General features: G+C 41.3%; 19 protein-coding genes. 5 read left to right on the forward strand and 14 right to left on the reverse strand.

Annotation, left to right across the window (positions count from 1 at the left end; genetic code table 11):
* Positions 1–16: 16 nt before the first annotated feature.
* Positions 17–1,132, forward strand: coding sequence for a GGDEF domain-containing protein (locus tag M3180_RS08760; RefSeq protein WP_251667008.1), 1,116 nt, complete (start codon positions 17–19; stop codon positions 1,130–1,132).
* Positions 1,133–1,198: 66 nt separating this feature from the next.
* On the opposite strand, the gene M3180_RS08765 is transcribed toward M3180_RS08760, so the two are convergent.
* From M3180_RS08765 to M3180_RS08775, 3 genes are all read right to left on the reverse strand, one after another.
* Positions 1,199–2,608, reverse strand: coding sequence for a DHA2 family efflux MFS transporter permease subunit (locus M3180_RS08765; protein WP_251667009.1), 1,410 nt, complete (start codon positions 2,606–2,608; stop codon positions 1,199–1,201).
* An 18-nt stretch (positions 2,609–2,626) separates the two neighbouring features.
* Entirely contained in the window at positions 2,627–3,178 is a 552-nt protein-coding gene (locus M3180_RS08770; RefSeq protein WP_251667010.1) for a TetR/AcrR family transcriptional regulator, read from the reverse strand.
* Positions 3,179–3,454: 276 nt separating this feature from the next.
* Complete coding sequence (locus M3180_RS08775) at positions 3,455–4,819, reverse strand: MFS transporter (protein ID WP_251667011.1); 1,365 nt, start codon at positions 4,817–4,819, stop codon at positions 3,455–3,457.
* 313 nt (positions 4,820–5,132) lie between these two features.
* Here M3180_RS08775 and M3180_RS08780 point away from each other — a divergent pair, with 313 nt between their 5' ends.
* Positions 5,133–6,545 carry a LysM peptidoglycan-binding domain-containing protein gene (locus M3180_RS08780; RefSeq protein WP_251667012.1) on the forward strand — a complete coding sequence of 471 codons (1,413 nt, stop codon included), beginning with the start codon at positions 5,133–5,135 and terminating at the stop codon, positions 6,543–6,545.
* 80 nt (positions 6,546–6,625) lie between these two features.
* Here M3180_RS08780 and M3180_RS22895 read toward each other — a convergent pair whose 3' ends face one another.
* Positions 6,626–8,149, reverse strand: coding sequence for a methyl-accepting chemotaxis protein (locus M3180_RS22895; RefSeq protein ID WP_251667013.1), 1,524 nt, complete (start codon positions 8,147–8,149; stop codon positions 6,626–6,628).
* Positions 8,150–8,442: 293 nt separating this feature from the next.
* On the opposite strand from M3180_RS22895, the gene M3180_RS08790 reads away from it, so the two are divergent.
* The gene (locus M3180_RS08790; protein WP_251667014.1) at positions 8,443–9,018 is read left to right on the forward strand and encodes a DUF421 domain-containing protein; all 576 of its coding nucleotides are present in this window, start codon (positions 8,443–8,445) and stop codon (positions 9,016–9,018) included.
* A 76-nt stretch (positions 9,019–9,094) separates the two neighbouring features.
* On the opposite strand, the gene M3180_RS08795 is transcribed toward M3180_RS08790, so the two are convergent.
* The 3 genes from M3180_RS08795 to M3180_RS08805 all read right to left on the reverse strand — a co-directional run bounded on the left by M3180_RS08795 (position 9,095) and on the right by M3180_RS08805 (position 10,958).
* Entirely contained in the window at positions 9,095–9,319 is a 225-nt protein-coding gene (locus tag M3180_RS08795; protein ID WP_251667015.1) for a sulfurtransferase TusA family protein, read from the reverse strand.
* A 20-nt stretch (positions 9,320–9,339) separates the two neighbouring features.
* Positions 9,340–10,392, reverse strand: a complete 1,053-nt coding sequence (locus M3180_RS08800; protein WP_251667016.1) for a YeeE/YedE family protein — start codon at positions 10,390–10,392, stop codon at positions 9,340–9,342.
* Between the two features lie 203 nt (positions 10,393–10,595).
* Entirely contained in the window at positions 10,596–10,958 is a 363-nt protein-coding gene (locus M3180_RS08805) for a winged helix-turn-helix transcriptional regulator (protein ID WP_251667017.1), read from the reverse strand.
* A gap of 196 nt (positions 10,959–11,154) precedes the next feature.
* Between M3180_RS08805 and M3180_RS08810 the strand changes: the two genes are divergently transcribed.
* Together M3180_RS08810 and M3180_RS08815 are read left to right on the forward strand one after the other, a co-directional pair.
* Positions 11,155–12,381: an MFS transporter gene (locus M3180_RS08810; RefSeq protein ID WP_251667018.1), complete on the forward strand. Its 1,227-nt coding sequence runs from the start codon at positions 11,155–11,157 to the stop codon at positions 12,379–12,381.
* A gap of 85 nt (positions 12,382–12,466) precedes the next feature.
* A complete protein-coding gene (locus tag M3180_RS08815; protein ID WP_251667019.1) occupies positions 12,467–13,309 on the forward strand; it encodes an aldo/keto reductase in 843 nt (280 codons plus the stop codon).
* Positions 13,310–13,397: 88 nt separating this feature from the next.
* Here the strand turns inward: M3180_RS08815 and M3180_RS08820 are convergent, their stop codons facing one another.
* From M3180_RS08820 to M3180_RS08850, 7 genes are all read right to left on the reverse strand, one after another.
* The gene (locus tag M3180_RS08820; protein WP_251667020.1) at positions 13,398–14,060 is read right to left on the reverse strand and encodes an AraC family transcriptional regulator; all 663 of its coding nucleotides are present in this window, start codon (positions 14,058–14,060) and stop codon (positions 13,398–13,400) included.
* A gap of 77 nt (positions 14,061–14,137) precedes the next feature.
* Positions 14,138–15,445, reverse strand: coding sequence for an ABC transporter substrate-binding protein (locus M3180_RS08825; RefSeq protein ID WP_251667021.1), 1,308 nt, complete (start codon positions 15,443–15,445; stop codon positions 14,138–14,140).
* A gap of 2 nt (positions 15,446–15,447) precedes the next feature.
* Positions 15,448–17,277: a diguanylate cyclase gene (locus tag M3180_RS08830; protein WP_251667022.1), complete on the reverse strand. Its 1,830-nt coding sequence runs from the start codon at positions 17,275–17,277 to the stop codon at positions 15,448–15,450.
* Positions 17,278–17,531: 254 nt separating this feature from the next.
* Complete coding sequence (locus M3180_RS08835) at positions 17,532–17,855, reverse strand: hypothetical protein (RefSeq protein ID WP_251667023.1); 324 nt, start codon at positions 17,853–17,855, stop codon at positions 17,532–17,534.
* The gene (locus M3180_RS08840; protein ID WP_251667024.1) at positions 17,852–18,310 is read right to left on the reverse strand and encodes a hypothetical protein; all 459 of its coding nucleotides are present in this window, start codon (positions 18,308–18,310) and stop codon (positions 17,852–17,854) included. The genes M3180_RS08835 and M3180_RS08840 overlap by 4 nt, the downstream gene beginning before the upstream one ends.
* A 208-nt stretch (positions 18,311–18,518) precedes the next feature.
* Positions 18,519–19,511, reverse strand: coding sequence for an LLM class flavin-dependent oxidoreductase (locus M3180_RS08845; protein ID WP_251667025.1), 993 nt, complete (start codon positions 19,509–19,511; stop codon positions 18,519–18,521).
* Between the two features lie 45 nt (positions 19,512–19,556).
* Positions 19,557–20,036, reverse strand: coding sequence for an RrF2 family transcriptional regulator (locus tag M3180_RS08850; RefSeq protein WP_251667026.1), 480 nt, complete (start codon positions 20,034–20,036; stop codon positions 19,557–19,559).
* Positions 20,037–20,113 lie beyond the last annotated feature (77 nt).

Genomic DNA, 20,113 nt, shown 5'->3' on the forward strand with positions numbered 1-20,113 from the left:
AAGGTGGGCTGGTTTTATGAATCTACAACATATGAATACCCGAAGCCTATATAGAGATATTATAAGAAGCTGCTGGGCAATTACTATCATTTATGTGATCGGTACAAGCATCGAATTATCCTTTACCGATTATGATCGAACGTTATTTTTTTGGAATGCCATTGCTTTGCCTGCAATAAAAATGATTGCATTAAACGCTACAATGGGGTGGGTGTTTCGGAGAGTGCAACCCTACTCAAAATATATACTAATTACTGGCATTAATCTGTTTATCTGTATCATTATTTTTTCACTTTATAATTTACCTATTGTCATATACAGCTTGATCATTCCAATTCTGCTATCCCTTTACTTTTATAGTAAGCGCTTAATTATTTTTGCATTAGTTCAATCTTTACTGACTGTAGCTGTTATTTTGTTTACATTACCTGGCATTAGAGCTGGACTCAGCTCCAGTAATTTGATTATGCTGCTAGCTCTTCTATCAGCGACCGCTCTAATTATTAACAGCTTGCGTAAGCATGCCTTTGCTCTATTCGAACAACTTATTAAGGTCACACAAGAAAAGCAAGATCTTCAAACAAAAAATGAACTGATGGAGCAATTAAACCGAGTGGATTCTGCAACTGGTTTATACAATCATCGTTCCTTTCACGAACATCTCGTAAAGGTGATCGAAACGCCAGACAACTATGCGTATCCGACTCATCTCGCAATATTAGATATTGATCATTTCAAAAGGGTGAACGATACGTATGGACATGCTGTAGGAGACGTTGTCATCAAGTTTGTCGCTAGACAATTAAGTCTTGCAATGGACCCAAGTGACTTTGTAGCAAGGTACGGTGGAGAGGAGTTCGCTGTCGTATGTATCGATAAACGTACTGAGCATGTCATTGAGCAGCTTGAACAGCTTCGGCAATCGATTGCTCAGCATAAGCTGGATCATTTAGGCGGAGAGTCTGTAACGATCAGCATCGGTATACAGAAGCTGCTTCCAGGAATGAGTAAGGAAGAGCTATTTCAACAAGCCGACGAGGCTCTATATCGCGCGAAAAAATCAGGAAGAAACCAAACGATGGTTGCCGGCCGTGAAGGATGCATGATACAAGAGCAAAGCCTTAAATGCTAAATACACATTACGCGCTAATCTAATAGATACATAAAAGAGCTGCCAGAGGGCAGCTCTTTTGTGTCGTTAACGAGCAGATCGACTATTTTTAATAAATAGCGAGGTCACTAATCCGATAATTGCAACAATGAGCACAGGGATAAACGCATGGTTGACACCATATGCTAAAGCTTCAAGCGGCTGTTCAGCCCCATTTGTTGCAAAATATTGTTTCTGTCCTGCTGTAAATACAGTAATCGCTACTGCAGTACCAGCAGCACCCGCAACTTGCGTTAAAGTGTTCAAAGCAGCAGAACCGTCAGCATATAGATGAACTGGCAGTGCATTCATCGCATTCGTCTGAGCAGGCATAATCGTCATTGATACACCGACAAAGAAAATACATAGTAAACCAACGATTTGCCAGACTGGTGTTATTGCTGAGATCGTTAAGATAAATAGGATTGCTGCAATCGTAATGAGCAAAAAGCCGATTCTCGTATATATCTTAGCCCCTACCTTATCGAAGCTGGTACCTACAACAGGTGACATAACGATATTCAGCACGTTACCTGGCAGCATTAGAAGACCAGCACTGATTGCGGTGTAAGCCAGTACGCTCTTTAGATAAAGTGGTGTAAGAATCGCAACGGATAAGATGATAAACATCGTTGCAAACATCATAATGATACCTAATGAGAACATTGGAAATTTAAATACCGTTAAATTAATCATTGGCTCAGCCATTTTCAATTGTCGCACTCCGAATAATAACAATGCAATGATTCCTACAACCAATGGTACCCATACTTTAGGTTCTGTAATTGAAACCTCTGCCATTGTCGCTAGTGCATATACGATACCACCAAATCCGATCGAAGAGCATAGTAAGGACAAAATATCAATTTTAGGCTTAGTAATCGAGGATACGTTATCTAATTTAGAGTAGCCAATGACTAGGATTGCTAGATAAAGCACGATCATAATCCAGAAAATATAGTGCCAGCTCGAAGAGCTTATAATTAAACCTGAAATCGAAGGACCAAGTGCAGGGCCTGCCGTTAATACAAGACCAACGATCCCCATAACCGCACCGCGCTTTTGAATTGGGAAAATTAAAAGAACGACACTAAACATCAAAGGAAGAAAGATTCCCGTGCCGATGGCTTGTACCATACGGCCTAACAATAAAACGGTAAAGTTAGGTGATAGTGCTCCCATTAATGAGCCAATCGTAGATATGATTAACGCACTAACGATAAGCTGACGTGTCGTAAACCAACGTACTAAGTAAGACGATAGTGGTACGAGGATCGCTAATACGAGCAGGTAAGCAGTTGTTAACCACTGAGCCGTGCTCGGGAAGACCGAGAAGTCATCCATAATATCCGTTAATGCCATATTTAGCGCCGTTTCACCGAACAAACCGATAAATGAGCTAAACATTAAAACAAATGCCATTAATTTGGGACTTTTCACTTGTGTATGAGCTTGCATGTGTTACCTCTATTCTGTTTATATGATTTGACCTAGTTGCTGTGAAATAATATGAAGTGGCCTACTCGTCTTCTTCGTTAAGGAATGCACAATACCACCTTCGATCGTTGCGGTTATTAGCAGCGCTCGCTGCCTAATCTCATCAGCGGCTAGCCCATCCTGTTCAAGCTTATGAGCGATCATTTGCTCAATACGCTCATACACACGCTCACAGGCTATACGTACATTTTCGCTTAACGAGCCCATCTCACTCACTATGCTTGTAAAGGTGTAGCCAACGATCGTACCCTCCGTATCATAAGCATCAATGAGCTTATCAAGCACTGCTAATAGTGCTTCGCGGGTTGTGTCGTAAGTGTCAAAGATACTTTGCATATCCTGTGAAATCATATCATTTAACGCTTCTAAGCATGTGATTAGCAGCTGCTCTTTTCCTAAAGGAAAATGATGATAGAATGCACCCTTTGATATATCGCAGGCCTGCAACAATTCGGTGAGTCCAACCGTCATATATCCTTTTTTCTGAAACAGTGACGTAGCCGTTTCAATAATATAAGTTTTTGTATCCATACCATTTTCCTTTCACCAGACCAACCAGTCTGTTAGTTACTATAGCAAAATTTTTCTCGTAAAGACAAGCATTTTTTTCTGTACTTTTTTGTAAAAAACTATGTAAGCTCTGCAATGTAGATTTATTATATCGATTTTGTCATGCGTTTACCAAATAAGAGAAGTAGTAGGGAGCCGTAGTAACCTCTCCTTACTGTTAGCGCAATTTATGAATAAAAAAGCCGTATGATTCGATATGAATCACACGACTTTATACTTGTTATCTTGCTTATCTTTCTATGATGCTCTGCTGTTCTTTAATGCGGCATACATTTCATTCGTTTTCTTTGCATTTAAGTTATAGATTAATCCGACACCGATAAGGATAAGCACAAATGCGAACACCGGTAGAGCAGTGAACATTTTCAATATCCCTTCAGCAACCTCTTGGGTTTGAGATTTCGCTCCTGACACAAAGCCAACCCAGCCTAAGGAGTAGCTCCCCACTGCCGCGCCCAATCCCATTCCGACTTTACGACCAAAGGAATAGAGTGAGTATAACGTTCCTTCAATTTTCTGACCTGTTTTATACTCAGTATAATCGATACAGTCTGTTACTAATGCCCATACGAGCATAATGAACACGAATGAACCAAAAGTAGCGATATTGTATAATGCAGCAAATACATATACATTTTCAAACGTAACAAATGTCATTAAAGCTGTTGCAACTAAACTAAATGCAGATGTAGCAATAATCAAATAGCGCTTATTAAATTTCGCGACAAGCTTTGGAATGACTAAAAATAATGCAAAAGTAATTCCCATGCTAATGAATGAATTGATCGCAAATGCGCTTGGCATGTTGTAATACTCAGCAAATACATAGGCAGCTAGCGTATTAGCTCCAGCGATAATTAAAGTCGAACCGAGTGTGGCAACCATCATCCCAAGCAATGGTCTGTTGGAGAATGCTAATTTGAATGCTTGTTTGAAATCATATTCAGACTTAGCACCAGCAGGCTTTTCATCACGAATGCGCTCCGTCGTTAATTTTACGAGCCCTGTGTAGCACAGCAGCGATAAAATACTGAATAAAATAGCGATATAGAAGAATGCCTCTGGCACGATATTGCCAGCTTTGTCGTAGATGAACATTGGCACAAACGATAAAAAGCCAACGCTTACAATCATCCCACCGATGGAACGGGCACGTGATAGCTTTGTACGTTCAACAGGATCATTCGTAATGACGGACGCTAATGAACCATAAGGTATAGCATCTGCTGTATAAGCGACACAGAAAAACAAATACACAGCAACTACCCAAATGTGAATAGCTGTAGACTGCCAGCTAGATACGTCAATAAAGGATAATATACAAGATGCTGCTAGTAGCCATTTAGAAAAGCTGATCCAAGGTAAAAATTTATCTCCGCTTTTACCAATTCTAAAGCGGTCAGTGACAATACCCATAATCGCAGTGATGATCGCATCAAATACTTTTCCAACTAAGAACATTGTCCCCATAAAGTAAGGGCTTACACCTAATACATAGGTACAGAATACAATAAAGAAGGTACTAATGAATATGTTAACGAAACTGCCTCCGATATCTCCGAGTGCATATCCAACTTGGTCTCTGACTCCGAACTTTCTCATGATGCTCTCCCCTTTTTAACCGTTTTCAGTATAGTTAGCTATTAAGTTTGTAAGCGTTATTAGCTTGCGTGGTGTTTACAGTATACATCGAATGCCCATCATACTTTTTCACTACAATTGCACGTTTTTCTACTATAATTGCATACTTATCAACCAAATTGCTCCAGTACATATCCACAAATCGTTGAACCATCATTACGCACCACCATACATACCAATTCTACCTACTCCCTACAACGCAATAGGCATATACACACTTTTGGTTTTTTAGCATAACATGTAGCAACAACTTATCGCTTAGGGGGAGTCCCGATTGCTTATCTATGTAGTCAAGGCTGGTGACACGCTATGGAACATAGCTAACAGCTATCAAGTTAACATAAATGAAGTTGTACAATTAAATGGATTACAATATCCAGATCAATTACTAGTTGGACAATCTTTGATCATTCCAACACCAACGACTTCGCATATCGTTAGATCTGGGGAAAGCTTGTGGTCGATTGCCTTACAATATGGGATCAGCTTACAATCGCTTCTGCAAGCCAACCCGCTCACGAATCCTAATCTGATCTACCCAGGAACTCATCTACGAATTCCACCAATCGTTCATACGATTCAACCAGGTGAATCATTGTATAGCATTGCCCTGCGCTATAACACAACGGTTCAAGCCCTTGCACAAGAGAATCAAATTACGAATCCTGGTATGATTTTCGCTGGAATGACTCTGAATATTCCAAGACCTAAGCCAACGATTGAGGTCAACGCTTATACGTATCAATCCAGTGAAGATGCAGTGAATACGCTCAATGCCATTGGATCATTGCTTACTTATTTTAGCCCTTTCGCTTATATGATTAAGGAGGATGGAACATTACAGCCTTTCGATGACAGTGAAATGATTGCTGCCGCAAGCTCTCAAGCTGTTGTACCTATGCTGGCTATTACAAACTTCACCTCAACCGAAGCTGGATCAAATTTAGCTAATGTGGTCTTGTCAAATCCAGCGCTCCAAGAGCGATTAATAAACAATATCGTGCAAGTGATGGATGAGAAAGGATATCGTGCTCTAAATATCGATTTTGAGAATGTATTACCTGAGGATCGTGAAAACTATACTCAATTTCTTCAATTAGCTGTAGATCGTCTTCACCCTAAAGGTTATCTAGTGTCGACTGCTCTAGCACCTAAAACGAGTGCCGAGCAAGGTGGACTTCTATATACGGCACATGATTATGAAGCGCACGGTCGAATTGCTGATTTCGTAGTGCTTATGACATATGAATGGGGCTATCGAAAAGGTCCTCCTCAAGCAATCTCTCCTATCAATGAGATGGAAAAGGTTATACAATATGCGTTAACAACTATGCCGCCAGAAAAGATCTATCTAGGCTTTCAAATTTATGCTCGTGACTGGCTGCTGCCACATGTTCAAGGCCAAGAAGCGGAAACCTTCAGCCCTCAGGAAGCGATAAGAAGAGCTGTGCAATATGGGGCAACGATCCAATACAATGAGCTAGCTCAATCTCCGTTTTTCCGTTATGTGGATGAGCAAGGAAGAACTCATGAGGTATGGTTTGAGGATGCACGCAGTGCACAGGCCAAATTCGACCTCGCTAAGAGATATAATCTTCGTGGAATAAGCTACTGGGCGCTAGGCTATCCTTATCCGCAAAACTGGGTATTGTTAAATGACAACTTTAATATTAAAAAGCTAATGTAATAAAGCTGCATGGCAACGGCTTTGGAAAAGCATAAAAAAGGCGAATGATTTTAGTTAACAATAAAATCATTCGCCTAATATTATTTTAAATCTTCAATTTTTTGAATCTGGTCTTGTAGCTCCAATGTAATTGCATTAAGAGTAGTCATAACCGTAGATAATTCAGTAATTGTTGTCAATTGACCTTCAGATGCAGTAGCGACATCCTGTGTAACAAAAGAGGTGGCTTTTGCATAGCTTTCAACCTCATGGAAGGAGGCTGCCACTTCTTCTGTTGAAGCCGAAACCTCACCAGCTGATGCGGATACCTTTTGAATTTGATCCGCTACGGTATTGATCGATGCATGAATGCTTCCAAAGCGTTCACCTGTTTCCACTACCAGTTCGAGTCCCGACTTCACTTCTTGTATAACCTGTTCCATCGAAACGACTGATGAGTTGGTATCCTGCTGAATGGACTGAATAATATCTGAAATTTTATTGGCTGAAACAACCGATTGTTCTGCCAACTTCCTTACTTCACCCGCAACGACACCGAAGCCTTTTCCATGCTCACCAGCTCTCGCTGCCTCAATGGCTGCGTTCAGCGCGAGTAGATTCGTTTGAGAGGCGATTTGCGTAATTAAATCAACGATGTCGCCTATTTCTCGAGAACGGGCATCAAGCTGTTTGTTAATGTCTGAGGTCTCGCTCACCTTATTATGGATTAACTGCATTTGCTCCGTTGTTTTTTGTATCATGACATGGCCTTCGCTTGCAGCATCGGCCGATTGTACAGAAACCTCAGACACGGACCTCGATGTTTCGGAAATTTCTTGAATCCCTTTAGCAATTTCCTCGATAGCCGTCGTACTTTCTTCTGTTTGTCGTTTTTGAGTCATGGCACTGTTTGAGATTTCTTGAATATTCAAAACCATGCCCTCAATCGCTAATTTGCTCGCTTGGTAGTTATTATTCAATTGAGTAGAAGCATCGATTAGCTTTTCCGAGCTAGTTGAAAGCTTCTCGATAATGCCAGAGATGATTTGCTGCTTTCTGTCTTTTTCGTTTAATACGGCAGCAAGCTTTCTCTTGTGAACAATCTGCCAAGAGATGGCTCCTGATGTTCCAATTAAAAATAGCGCGTGTAGCACAAGCATCGAAAATGGGTAGCTTGTTGCCCCAAAGACATACTCCGTTAATACAAAGTAACCTGCCACATGCTGGACGGCAAATATAGATGACATCACGGTAATCAGCTGGATTCGTTCATAGTACCCTAGAATCGCGACAACCATAAAAATTGAAAAGTGATACTCCACCATTCCTTCCCCACCAGCAATCATAGACATACTACTAAATGTTAGAGTAAGCGTATTCAATAGAGGGATTGCTCTGTGCTCTTTATCTATCTTGTATACGATAACCGTTGCCAAAAATATTAAGATCGGGACGATCAAAAATATATTCGTTATGAAGCTTAATTGTACAGCTTCGTGACTGCCATGCGCATCCATCCAATACACAGAAACATTAGCGACACGATGTAAATAGTGGACAAGCAATGTAACAATAAGTACGATCATTGATAATATAAGCATGATACGGTTCTTTACATATTCCACCTCTAATGTATCCTCCTAATGGTTATCCCAAAAATTGTTTTGATCATTACATTTTTATTTCTTATCTAGAACAAATGACTTTTTCACTACTTTATCACTATGTATTCATACTTTAGTCCTTCATATTTTGACAAAATATACTGGTATACTACCATATAAATTAATAATTATCCATATTTTTCTTAAGCGCGCTTTAAGTCCCATATTTTCTATTTAGAATGCACTCCTGGTGAATAATTTAAGGAAGTATTCCCCACCATATTCATGTAGTCTTATTAGAGGGGTGTATACCTATGGAACTAGCTTGGATATGGAAGTCTATTTTTATAGTATTTGCAGGAATGATTCTTTTACGTTTCGCTGGGAGAAAGTCTATTTCCCAAATGAGCGTAGCTACAACCGTTATCATGATTTCGATTGGAACTACAATTGTTCAACCAATAGCTAATCATGCGATGTGGATAGCCGTAGGCTCAGCGACAATGTTCATCATTTCACTTATTATCATTGAATATTTACAGCTTAAATATGATTGGTTCGAAAAGCTTATGAGTGGACGCTCAAAAGTCCTTATTGAAAACGGACAAATCAATCAACATAATCTTCGGAGCATGCGTATGACTGTCGATCAACTAGAAATGCGACTAAGACAGAATGGCGTAAGTAACATTAGTGATGTTAACACCGCTACACTGGAGCCTAATGGTCAAATCGGATATGAATTAATGAGACATGCCAAGCCTGTTACTATAGGAGATTTGGAACGCATTCTCGGCTTGAAATTAGAATCAACTCCAGATCAAAGCACTCTTTTTCAGGAAGTAAAATCAAACCAGCATGCGTCGTCAATCGACCCTAAGCTGCAATAAGCTAAATAAATTATGATATGTACAAACGCGAACATATAAAAAAACTCACCCGCTTCGCTACGGGTGAGTTTTCAACTTATTTTTTCTTTACGGTAATCGTCCAAGCAGCTTCGCCTAGTTGCTCATACTCAACGACTTCATGACCTTCTTCAGCTGCCCAGCGAGGAATGGATTCTGTACCTTGTGTGCAATCGAATTGTACTTCAAGCTCATCGCCTGAACTTAAGTCTTTCATCGCTTCCTTTGCTTCGATTAATGGGAATGGGCATACCATGCCTAATACCTCTAATGTCTTTTTCATCTTCCACTCTCTCCTTTATATTATGCTGTTACAGCTGTCGATGCTGCAGCGCGTTGTTTTGCAGGACGAACAAATACAAAATATGATGCTGTCCACGTACCTAAAATCATAAACACTAATGCGATCCAGCCGGACCAAGTCATCATTGCTGTCATAACTAAGCCATTGCCAATGGAGCATCCACCGGCTAAGCTTGCACCAAAGCCCATCAGTAAACCGCCTGATGCACTGCGTACGCATGTTTTTGTGTCAGGCACACGTAAGCGGAATTCGCCGCTCATTTTTGCACCGAAAAATGATCCTAAGAATATACCAAGCACTAGAAATACGCCCCAATTGATGAAATCAATGTCGCCCGATACTAGAAACTGCAGAATGTTCGCTGATGGTGCCGTAATACCTAATCCGAACACACGACCAGTCGCTGCACTTAGCGGCCAAGCTGCTGTTGCAATTAAACCAATGAGAACCGCTGTAACGAACGGGTTCCAACGTTTTTCGAATAATATATGCGCTAATCCCGTTTTCTTAGGCTTTAATTGCGGAATTTTCACCTTTGGCTTTTTCAGCTCACGGTAAACAATAAACGCCACTAAAGCAACGAATGGAACAACTAAAAACCACACGTTAATTCCAAATGTATCTGCTATGGAATCTGTGCCAATGACCGGCTCACGCGCTGCCGTTGTAAAGCTTCCTAACGGACCTGTTCTCATAATAGCCGACATGAGCATGTACATCGCTAATGCAATCCAGCTTCCTATTAGCCCTTCACCTGCACGATACCAGGTTCCTGTTGCACATCCACCTGATAATATAATGCCAATACCAAAAATAAACGATCCAATCACAACTGCAAGGATTGGCAATTGACCTGCTGAATATTCAAATACACCCGCACCAATTAATGCAAACACGCCGACGCTCTGCACGGCAATGGCAATGAGGAGTGCATAAAACATACGATTATCTTTCGCTATATACATATCGCGGAAACCACCGGTTAAGCAGAAGCGACCGCGCTGCATTACAAATCCAAGTAGTACACCACATATGATGCCTGTTAGTAACATAGCATGTCCTCCTTAATACCAAGTTTTTCGATATGAATATAATACATTCGTTCCTACCTATATTCAAGAACCTTTATTTAGCAATAAATAAAAAACACTAGAAAGTATCGATACATACTTCCTAGTGCCACTGTATTTGTCGGTGTAGAGATCCTTAGATTGTGCAGCATCATTTATTTCTGCGATCAGACGTTACGGATCCGTTACTCATTTAGAATATTCTCTTCTAGTACTGCAAATTTATCGCCGTAAACCTTAATAATATGTTTTTCTCCCCAAGCACAAAGTGAATCTAATATTTCTTTTAGACTCCAGCCATACTCACTTAACTCGTACTCCACCTTTGGAGGAACTTGGTTATAGATGATTCGTTTGATCACGCCATCGTCTTCTAATTCGCGCAGCTGTTGGGTGAGCATCTTCTGCGTAATGTTGGGCATAAGACGCTTTAGTTCACTTGTTCTTCTCTTTCCATGGGTGAGATGGCATAGGATGACACACTTCCACTTTCCGCCGATCACTTCGAGCGTTGCTTCTACCGATATGTTGTATTTTTTCTTCTGCATTTGAAACCCTCCACTTATAGGCACTAAAAAGTATCTATATTACTTTTTGGTACTTATATTACAAAAAAGTACGTACTTTCCTAATAAACCTCTTTCGTACATAATAGCATTTGCCGGCGGAACATGACAGTAGTTATCGAGGCTGTCATGGCATTACACTTTACGAACTCACTTCAATACTTTAGGAGGAAAGAAGATGTCTTTGGACAAGAAACGAAGCATTTTTGCCTTACTGGCATTAGCAGTAAGTGCTTTTGCGATTGGTACAACCGAATTTATAAGTGTTGGACTATTACCTTTAATAGCACAAGACTTACAGGTCTCTATAACAACAGCCGGCTTAACGGTTTCCTTATATGCACTAGGCGTAACATTTGGGGCTCCAATTCTTACATCGCTAACCTCAACGATGTCCAGAAAGTCGCTATTACTGTGGATCATGGTTGTTTTTATTGTTGGGAATAGCATCGCTGCATCGGCTACAAGCATTGAGATTTTGCTTGCAGCTCGCATAATTTCTGCCTTTTCCCATGGTGTTTTCATGTCCATTGGCTCCACTATTGCGGCTAACTTAGTGCAGGAGGATCGAAGAGCCAGTGCGATCTCTATGATGTTTACAGGGCTAACCGTCGCTACCGTAACCGGAGTTCCATTTGGAACATTTATTGGTCAGCAATTAGGCTGGAGAATTGCTTTTGTCGTTATTGTAGCAATTGGCCTTATCGCATTGCTGGCAAACAGCATACTCGTTCCATCGAATCTACAGAAAGGAAAGCAAACATCCATTAAAGATCAGCTTAAGCTAATTACGAATGTCCGATTATTGCTTGTCTTTATCATTACTGCACTAGGCTACGGGGGAACATTTGTCGTTTTTACTTATCTATCCCCTTTGCTGCAATCCGTTACCGGCTTACATGAAGATCACATCACACTCATCCTGCTTATCTATGGCATTGCTATTGCATTAGGAAATATGGTCGGTGGTAAATTATCGAACCGTAATCCAGCGAAGGCACTATATTACATGTTTATCGTTCAAGCCATCATTCTGTTTATGATGTTCTTTACACTGCCTTTTAAGGTTGCGGGATTAATTAGCGTTGGCTTAATGGGGCTGATGGCTTTTATGAACGTTTCAGGCTTACAAATTTATGTTGTCCTATTAGCAGAGCGGTTCGTCCCCTCTGCGGTAGATGTAGCTTCTGCGATGAACATCGCAGCATTTAACGCCGGAATTGCTCTTGGTTCTTTCCTAGGCAGTGTCGTGACTGACTCCATTGGTCTGATTCACACCACTTGGATAGGGTCACTCATGGTTCTCAGCGCTGTGCTGCTAACGGGATGGTCTCGTTTGCTTGAACGAAAAGACCAGAAGGCTGAAGCAGGTGAAGCCAATATGAGCTCAAGCCTGACATTGTAAGGGGGGATGTGGTGGACATATCATATCAACTACAGTAACTACAGCTTGCTTATAACATTCACATAAAAACGGAGGTTTATATTCTATGATTAATCATTTACGTGCAACAGCAACATTAACAAACGGTGTTCAGATGCCTTGGCTAGGCATTGGTGTATTCAAAGTCGAGGAAGGTCCCGAGCTTGTTCAAGCGGTGAAGTTTGCAATTAAGCATGGTTATCGCAGCATCGATACAGCTTCTATTTACGGTAACGAGGAAGGTGTAGGCCAAGCCATTCGTGAAGCTCTCGAAGAAACTCGCCTGACTAGAGAGGATTTGTTTATTACCTCTAAAGTTTGGAACGCTGATTTAGGCTATGATTCAACCATTGCTGCCTATGAGACGAGCTTACAGAAGCTTGGGCTTGATTATTTAGATCTATATTTGATTCATTGGCCTGTCGAAGGGAAGTATAAGGAAGCTTGGCGTGCATTAGAAACCCTTTATAAGGAAGGAAAGGTTAGAGCTATTGGTGTAAGTAACTTCCAAGTCCATCATCTAACAGATGTCATGAAGGACGCAGAGATTGTGCCTATGATCAATCAAGTGGAGTACCACCCGCGACTTACTCAGAAGGAGCTGCAAGCTTTTTGCATGGAGCATAATATTCAGTTAGAGGCTTGGTCTCCATTGATGCAAGGTCAACTATTAGATAACCCCGTGCTTCAGGAAATTGCAGCTTCGTATCATAAAACCGTTGCTCAAATTATTATTCGATGGGATTTACAAAACGGAGTAATCACAATACCTAAATCAACAAAAGAGCACCGTATTGTCGAGAACTCATCGGTATTTGATTTCGAGTTAACGAAAGAAGATATGGCTCGCATTGATCAGCTGAATGAAAATCATCGTGTTGGTCCTGACCCTGATCATATCGACTTTTAAATCAATAGAACGGACGCTATGTATAGATAGCGTCCGTTCTTTCATGCTGCGAACAAGCTCAGCACGCAGCTCGCTCTGCAATTACTGCTTAGCGACGATTAGCTTTGATGATGTCGTAATATTGCGTATCACCTAGCCCGTAATGTCGGAATTCGGCCATGAGCTTTATGACTAGCTCTTGTTCTGATAAATGAGGATTACTTTCAATCATACGAATAATCTCGCTATCCTCATGCAAATACTTTAGATATAATTCAATTCCATCTTTGATCGTATGAGGAAGTGTAGTGATACTATTAGGCATCGCTTTATGAATCAGCACCTGCTCATAGATCGACCGATATCCGTCCGCACGTAAAGTGTAGCCTTCCATACGTTCATGCTGATCATCGACAATATGCAGTTCAATCGAACCACTATATCGGTCTTGCTCTAGCCAAGCAAGAATCGTAACGATATTGATCTGGCAAAACATATCCTCATCAAACCATAATGCGATATGATGAAAGCTTTTATTGAATAGAGGCTTCAATGGCTTTAATGTGATCTCAGCATACTGCTTGGGCGTTACGCCATGAACCTTTGCTCGACAATGAACAAAAGCATCCGAAAATATATCAAAGCAGGTCTCCCCATAACACATCGCCTCGTTAAAAGGAATCATTCGCTCGCCATTAAGAAAATTTTCTGCCTTATATTTATGATACATCGCTTGGCCGTTCAATACATGCAGTGTTCGATTATCAGACATATAGACTCCTTTTTAGAGCTACTCAATACTCATCTCATCTCTCATCATCCTGTCTAGAAATGAATGTAAGCAAGAAATTATTGGAGATCGCGCTGAATATATAATTGCAGCTGCTCTTGTGCAACGGAGGTAATATCCATAACATCCTGAGTTGCCGCATTGAGTGTATCTTCCGTCGTGTATTGACTTTGTCTGGATTGCTCTACAGATGAATACCATACCTCGAAAAGACGGGAATCAAGCGGAGTTGGAACTGCACTCGATCTATTCCCTCTAAGGATATCCAAGTATAAGCTGCCGCTATCCTGTCCTCCAAGAAATTCGTTAGCGGGAGCTGTCTCCATCCAATTAAACACCGTTGAGGTGTTCATAACATGTTCAAGGAACTTCTCAGCCTCTGCTTTATGCTTACTATGCTCGGTTATCGCGATAGATAAGCTTGTGTTAACGTCCACGGCTTCGATACCGAGTGGCAGCCTTGTCACCCGCCACTTGCCTGCTTGATCAGGCGCCCATTCTTCAATCGAGTTTTCTCCGAACGATTGCATATAAACGGCTACTAGCTCGTTGTTACGTAGCATCTCCTGTCCGTTTGTACTCCAAACCGATATATTAGCTGCATGATCGATTAGCTTCAAGGTTGTGTCGATCACTTGCATATACTGATCCGAGTCGCGTTCATATTCAATATCTCGATTAAAGAAAAACTGTCCGTAATTTAACAATGTAATGAGATCATTTTCCCATTGAAGAAGCCATTGTTTATCCTGCTGCAGATCAGAGACAAGCTGCAGCAAATGCTTAGGCTCACGTAAATATGCCGCTAATGCATCGGGGTCAGCAGGATAACCTTTTTCTTCTAGTATATCGTAGCGATAATAGAACACGTAGGGATAAGCTTCAAACGGCAAGGCAATTGTGTGCTCTCCATCAAGCGACTGGTGAATATCCCACAGATGCTCACCCATCATTTTGCGATAGCGGTCAAGAGGGAGATGGCTCTGCGATAAATCCGCGATTAAATCTACCGAGTTTATCGATCCAAGCATCGCTTGTGGAAGCAGCATAATATCAGGTGCTGTGCCTTCTGCCAGTGCGTTCAGATAACGCTCAGATAGTCTTGGTTCACCTTGTAAGCTCGTAAATTGTATGCGAATGTTCGGATTGGCCTCCTGGAAGCTTTGGATCTCGTAATCCAGTATAGGCTTTGGCGACCAAATCGTTAATACAACTTCTTGTTCAGCATTCTCTGTTACCCATTCTTCGTCTTGCAGATGTACTTCACCAGACTCATTGCTTTTTGCATAGCTCACATAGATATAAGTCGAAAGCAAGAGCATGAAACCCAGCAGGAGGTTAAAGGCAAACAGTAATTTGGGTTTCATTATTACGCCCCTCCTTTCGGAAAATTCATCGTTGCGCCTGTGCTCAGCTTGACACGATTTCGCCCGCTTACTTTGGCTTGATACATCGCGTGGTCACTGCTGCGCAGCAGAATTTGAGCATCTTGACCGTGATCAGGATAGATAGATATACCAGCACTTAGCTCGATTTGAATGCGTTGATCATGGTACATAATGACGTCGTTTATTAGGCTTGCTTGAATATCTTGCGCCCACTGTACTAAGTCACGAGGAAAAGGCTCACGCAGCACCACGACAAATTCATCTCCTGACAAGCGGAAGGCCTTGGTCTGAGCTGTGTTGTATTCCTTTAAGCGTGCCCCTACTTCCTTTATCACAGCATCTCCAGCCTCGTGTCCATAGTTGTCATTGATCGATTTGAATCGATCGAGATCGATGAATAAACACGCAATTTTCGTATGATCCTTCTTCGCTTCTTCGATAAGTGAAGGAAGATACAACCCGAAGGAATAGCGATTGCCTAGACCGGTTAACGTATCGTAGTGGGCCATAACGCGCAGCTTGTCTTCTCTTTTATTAACCTCGCAGAACATGCTGGCTAATTCCTTGGACATATCTTCAAAGTTATTTTTTAATATATTGACTTCATGCAATGGGCTTTCTTCCCATGTAATGGTCTCGCGCAGTCGAATTCTTCGAGGAAGACCCGTCGTAAAGCTCCCAAGCTGAGTGATCGACCTCGATAATTGGTTCATAACCCGATAAGCAACGAATGCTGCGATTAAGGTGGACATGCCGACGAGCAGCACGCTTATGACATACAGATTGAACATATTGTGTTGAAATCCTATAGCTGGTTGCTTAACAACGAGCGTATAGGGAACACGATCAAAGTGATACACCGAGACAAACTCACTTTTAGCCCATCTGTACACTTTATTGTACGAAGGAATCTCCTCTGGCTGCCACAAATATAATGAATCCGTGACTTGCTTAACAATCCCACCAGCACTCCATTCATAAGCGAAGTTGTCAGCTATCGCGGGTTCTAGCGTAGTGACCACGTTCTGATTGTCATCGATGAGCGTTATCTGCACATCTGTACCTGTCGTAATGTTAGAGAACATATGCTGCAGCGATGCTTTCTGCACCGTCGACCTTACTTTAAGATCTCGAAGCTCTGTCTCTGTCAGATGATTCAATCTCTCATTGACATGGCTGTATATCGTGTCGAGCCTGGATGAAATCTCAGACAAGCTCCGCTGATAAGTAAAATATCCACTGACAAGCAGATAGATTAATGTCGGAACAATTAACAGCACCATGCAAAGATGAAAGGTAATTTGACCAATGCGCCATTTCTTCCTCGTTTTCGATGCCCCTACTGGCAAATATTCGGCAGTCAGTTTGCCAAAGAATATATTAATTAACCCATTAGCTACGGAGAACAGGAAATATGTAATCCCATTGGAATCTGACCAATCCGTTAACCATCGATAAGCTGGGTAGAATAATAATAATCCAAGCGTCAGCCAATAGATAGCGTCCCACAATACTGCAGATCGTTTACTTCTCCTAGCAATCCAGCCGACTAATAATATCTCGAGCGGATATAACGCAAGCAGAGGCGATTGATTCCATATAAATATGCCACAAGCGGCAGCAAAAATAATAAGTAACAACGCATAGTTTAGTGAATAGCGGAAATAAACAAACCATGCAATAGCAGTAAATAGATACAGCTCAATTCCGTATAGGAATGGGATGGGATAGTTCACAAAAAACAGCATCAATATCAACGTGAAAGCGGTTACGGTTAAAGAGGATCTGTTCAAATTATGCCTATTACTCAATTGGATGACCTCCCATCGTACAGTGAAGAAATTCTAGTTGTCGTCATTCCGTAAGCAGTGCAGTTAGTTCTAATCCACCCCTGCTTGAATATGCGAATAAAGTGTTTATTTACTTCATACTATAGCATGATTTGTCGAGATTTGTTTATCAATCTTAATAATTAAATAGGAGCATATGCCTTGCTTCCTTTTATATAACCAGTTTTTGGAACAGATTTTAGGCCACCCTTTGCAGGATGGCCTAAGTTGATTCTTTATTCACTAAATATATAGATAAGCACACTACTAATAAATATGAGCGCAATGACACCGAGGAGTACGATGACCCGAGTTCCAATCCGCCACCACCATGGTCTCTTAACGATCCTCTTATTGATGTACTCCATCGCAAGAGCCCCGCCAGCAATAAGAACGACTAATCCATTAAAAAAGTATTCTCCTACCGTCTTGGGCCTTTCTGTGAAGGAGGATATGCCCGTCTTATTTCTCATCACTTCATCTCTTGGAAAAACAGCCATTAGCAGCGCCATGACAATTTGTAGTACAACATACGCAAGCACGATCTCTAGAACAGTCACGAGACTACTTGCTCCTTTCGTTTCTGCCAGAGAAGCGTGAATAAGATCAGCTCAAAGAGAGCATAAAACACGAACGTCAAGCTTAATGTACTGCCTAATGAATCAAGAAAATGCTCCCACCCTGTTGGATTCATATCTCGGTATGTCTTTACATAGTCCCCGTATTCCGTATTGTAAGTAAACAAGAAGAACAGGACCGTGGGAATGACCGGTACAAATCTTAACGTCCTGCGAAGCTTCAAAAAGCTTAGCGATGGATCAACAGCTGTTTTACTCCTCAGCCATGGGCGAAGGATGAAGTATAGTAACGTAACTCCGAGCAGCACAAGGCTCATAAACATAAGAAATACGGAGCCAAATATTGCAGCAAGCCCGTCAGACAGGCCTATATTTCTAACAAATGCAGCAGCCAATGCTAGCCATAGGTAAATGACGAAGTTTCTAGCATAACTCATTATGAATTTCCCCTTTCCCCTATGCATCTTGGATTTACATGCCAGTCCATGTGAATCTATGTACTCATGATGTCTATTATAACTACCTTACAGGAAGTTTCGAGAGACATCCGAATCATTTTGATGACATAGGTTTATGGGGAAATCGGGTCACTGAGAGCTCATTGCTTCATTACATATGACATTGTATCTATTGTGGCTACATCGACTACAGTAATTCCCGTGCTAACAACCTATAAACGTCTAAACGCTTCTCTTGCGTATGAGGAATACTACAAATCATTGCTTCATCAAAGCCATAATGAGCTTGCTCCTCTTGTAGCAATGTCGCAATTTCCTTGGCTGAGCCCACTAGATGAATTTTACGATTTTCTTTAATAATCATACGATCCATCTCCGTCAATGGATAATCTCGAGCTTCTTCAGGTGTCAAAGTAGCACCAAACTGACCTCTCATAAACAGTAAACGCCATATATCCTGAGGCTTTGCTTCATACTCCGCTTCTTCCTTTGTTTCTGCTGTAGTCACCATATAAGAAACATTGATTTGCGGTTTCTCCATAAATGCTGAAGGTTGGAAATTCTTCTTGTATACCTCTAAAATTTCCTTCGTCATTTCACCATTGAAAAACTGTGCAAATGAGTAGCCTACACCTCTTCTGCCAGCTTGAACAGCACTATTGCCCGTTGATCCTAGCAGCCAGGCTTCTGGTAATGTGACCTGAGCAGGTGTAGCGATTGATTTTTTATATAAGTCATCCTCGGGTACTTCATCGTTAATCAGCTGCAATGCTGTATCGAATTTCTCATACATATTATGAAACATCGGTTGGCGTCCTTCAGATAAAGCATAGGTCGAATAATTATCCCCTCCAGGAGCACGCCCAACACCAAAATCAATACGCCCTGGTGCGAATGCACTTAATGTTTTAAATACCTCGGCAAGCTTCAATGGGGAATAGTGCATCAGCATGACGCCTCCGGTTCCGAGCCGAATGTTTTTTGTTTTTGCAGCTAAATAACCTGCAGCTACTTCGGGAGCTGAGCTTGCAAAGGTATTCGTTGCATGATGCTCTGCCATCCACATACGATGGTAGCCTAACTCATCTCCTAGAACAGCTAATTCTTCAGCCTTTTTCATCGCACCTGCTGCCGTGTTCCCCTTCGTTACAGGGGCTTGGTCTAATATACTTAGTCTCATGTATTACATCCTCCCTACACGCTATATATCGTTATCTCATGAATGTTATAAAACCATTTTTTCTTGTATCCATTGCTCTGTCAGCTGCATATTGGGCTGATAGCTTTCTTTTATTTCTTCATATAATGATGCGATTGTTTCGCGTTTTAATACGGACTTCCAGGATGACTCTGCTTCTTCCATTAACTCTGTGAGCAAGCAGCAGCTTTTTTCTTCAGTCAAGTCAAGCATGTCATGCAGAACACCACTTGAAGAATAAAGAGTCTGCTGGCCTTCGATAGCAACATATATATCGTATATCCGGATTTCATCAGGCTTCTTCTTTAATTTAAATCCGCCTTTTACCCCTGGCACAGAAGTAATCAGATCCGCACTCACTAGCTTCCTTAGCAGTTTCTGAAAGTACGTGGGTGAAGCTCCCAATTGTTGACTAATGGCCTCCCCAGGCAAAACCGCTTTATCTGGCAGCATGCTAAGGATTAGGATGGCGTACACCGCTTGTTCTACTCCTGTTTTCATCTGCATGATCAACACCTCCTTTATTGTTCATGATGTATGTACTTATTATCCAAACATAAGTTTATAACGCGGATAATTGTTAT

The organism is Paenibacillus camelliae, from assembly GCF_023715345.1.
GTDB lineage: Bacteria > Bacillota > Bacilli > Paenibacillales > Paenibacillaceae > Pristimantibacillus > Pristimantibacillus camelliae.

Coding starts and splice junctions, on each gene's coding strand:
- M3180_RS08770 (WP_251667010.1), bottom strand. CDS start 3,178: ATGGATACAAAAACTTATATTATTGAAACGGCTACGTCACTGTTTCAG.
- M3180_RS08850 (WP_251667026.1), bottom strand. CDS start 20,036: ATGCAGATGAAAACAGGAGTAGAACAAGCGGTGTACGCCATCCTAATC.
- M3180_RS08775 (WP_251667011.1), bottom strand. CDS start 4,819: ATGAGAAAGTTCGGAGTCAGAGACCAAGTTGGATATGCACTCGGAGAT.
- M3180_RS08760 (WP_251667008.1), top strand. CDS start 17: ATGAATCTACAACATATGAATACCCGAAGCCTATATAGAGATATTATA.
- M3180_RS08805 (WP_251667017.1), bottom strand. CDS start 10,958: ATGCAGAAGAAAAAATACAACATATCGGTAGAAGCAACGCTCGAAGTG.
- M3180_RS08825 (WP_251667021.1), bottom strand. CDS start 15,445: ATGAAACCCAAATTACTGTTTGCCTTTAACCTCCTGCTGGGTTTCATG.
- M3180_RS08790 (WP_251667014.1), top strand. CDS start 8,443: ATGGAACTAGCTTGGATATGGAAGTCTATTTTTATAGTATTTGCAGGA.
- M3180_RS08810 (WP_251667018.1), top strand. CDS start 11,155: ATGTCTTTGGACAAGAAACGAAGCATTTTTGCCTTACTGGCATTAGCA.
- M3180_RS08840 (WP_251667024.1), bottom strand. CDS start 18,310: ATGAGTTATGCTAGAAACTTCGTCATTTACCTATGGCTAGCATTGGCT.
- M3180_RS08800 (WP_251667016.1), bottom strand. CDS start 10,392: ATGTTACTAACAGGCATCATATGTGGTGTACTACTTGGATTTGTAATG.
- M3180_RS08845 (WP_251667025.1), bottom strand. CDS start 19,511: ATGAGACTAAGTATATTAGACCAAGCCCCTGTAACGAAGGGGAACACG.
- M3180_RS08820 (WP_251667020.1), bottom strand. CDS start 14,060: ATGTCTGATAATCGAACACTGCATGTATTGAACGGCCAAGCGATGTAT.
- M3180_RS08765 (WP_251667009.1), bottom strand. CDS start 2,608: ATGCAAGCTCATACACAAGTGAAAAGTCCCAAATTAATGGCATTTGTT.
- M3180_RS08815 (WP_251667019.1), top strand. CDS start 12,467: ATGATTAATCATTTACGTGCAACAGCAACATTAACAAACGGTGTTCAG.
- M3180_RS08795 (WP_251667015.1), bottom strand. CDS start 9,319: ATGAAAAAGACATTAGAGGTATTAGGCATGGTATGCCCATTCCCATTA.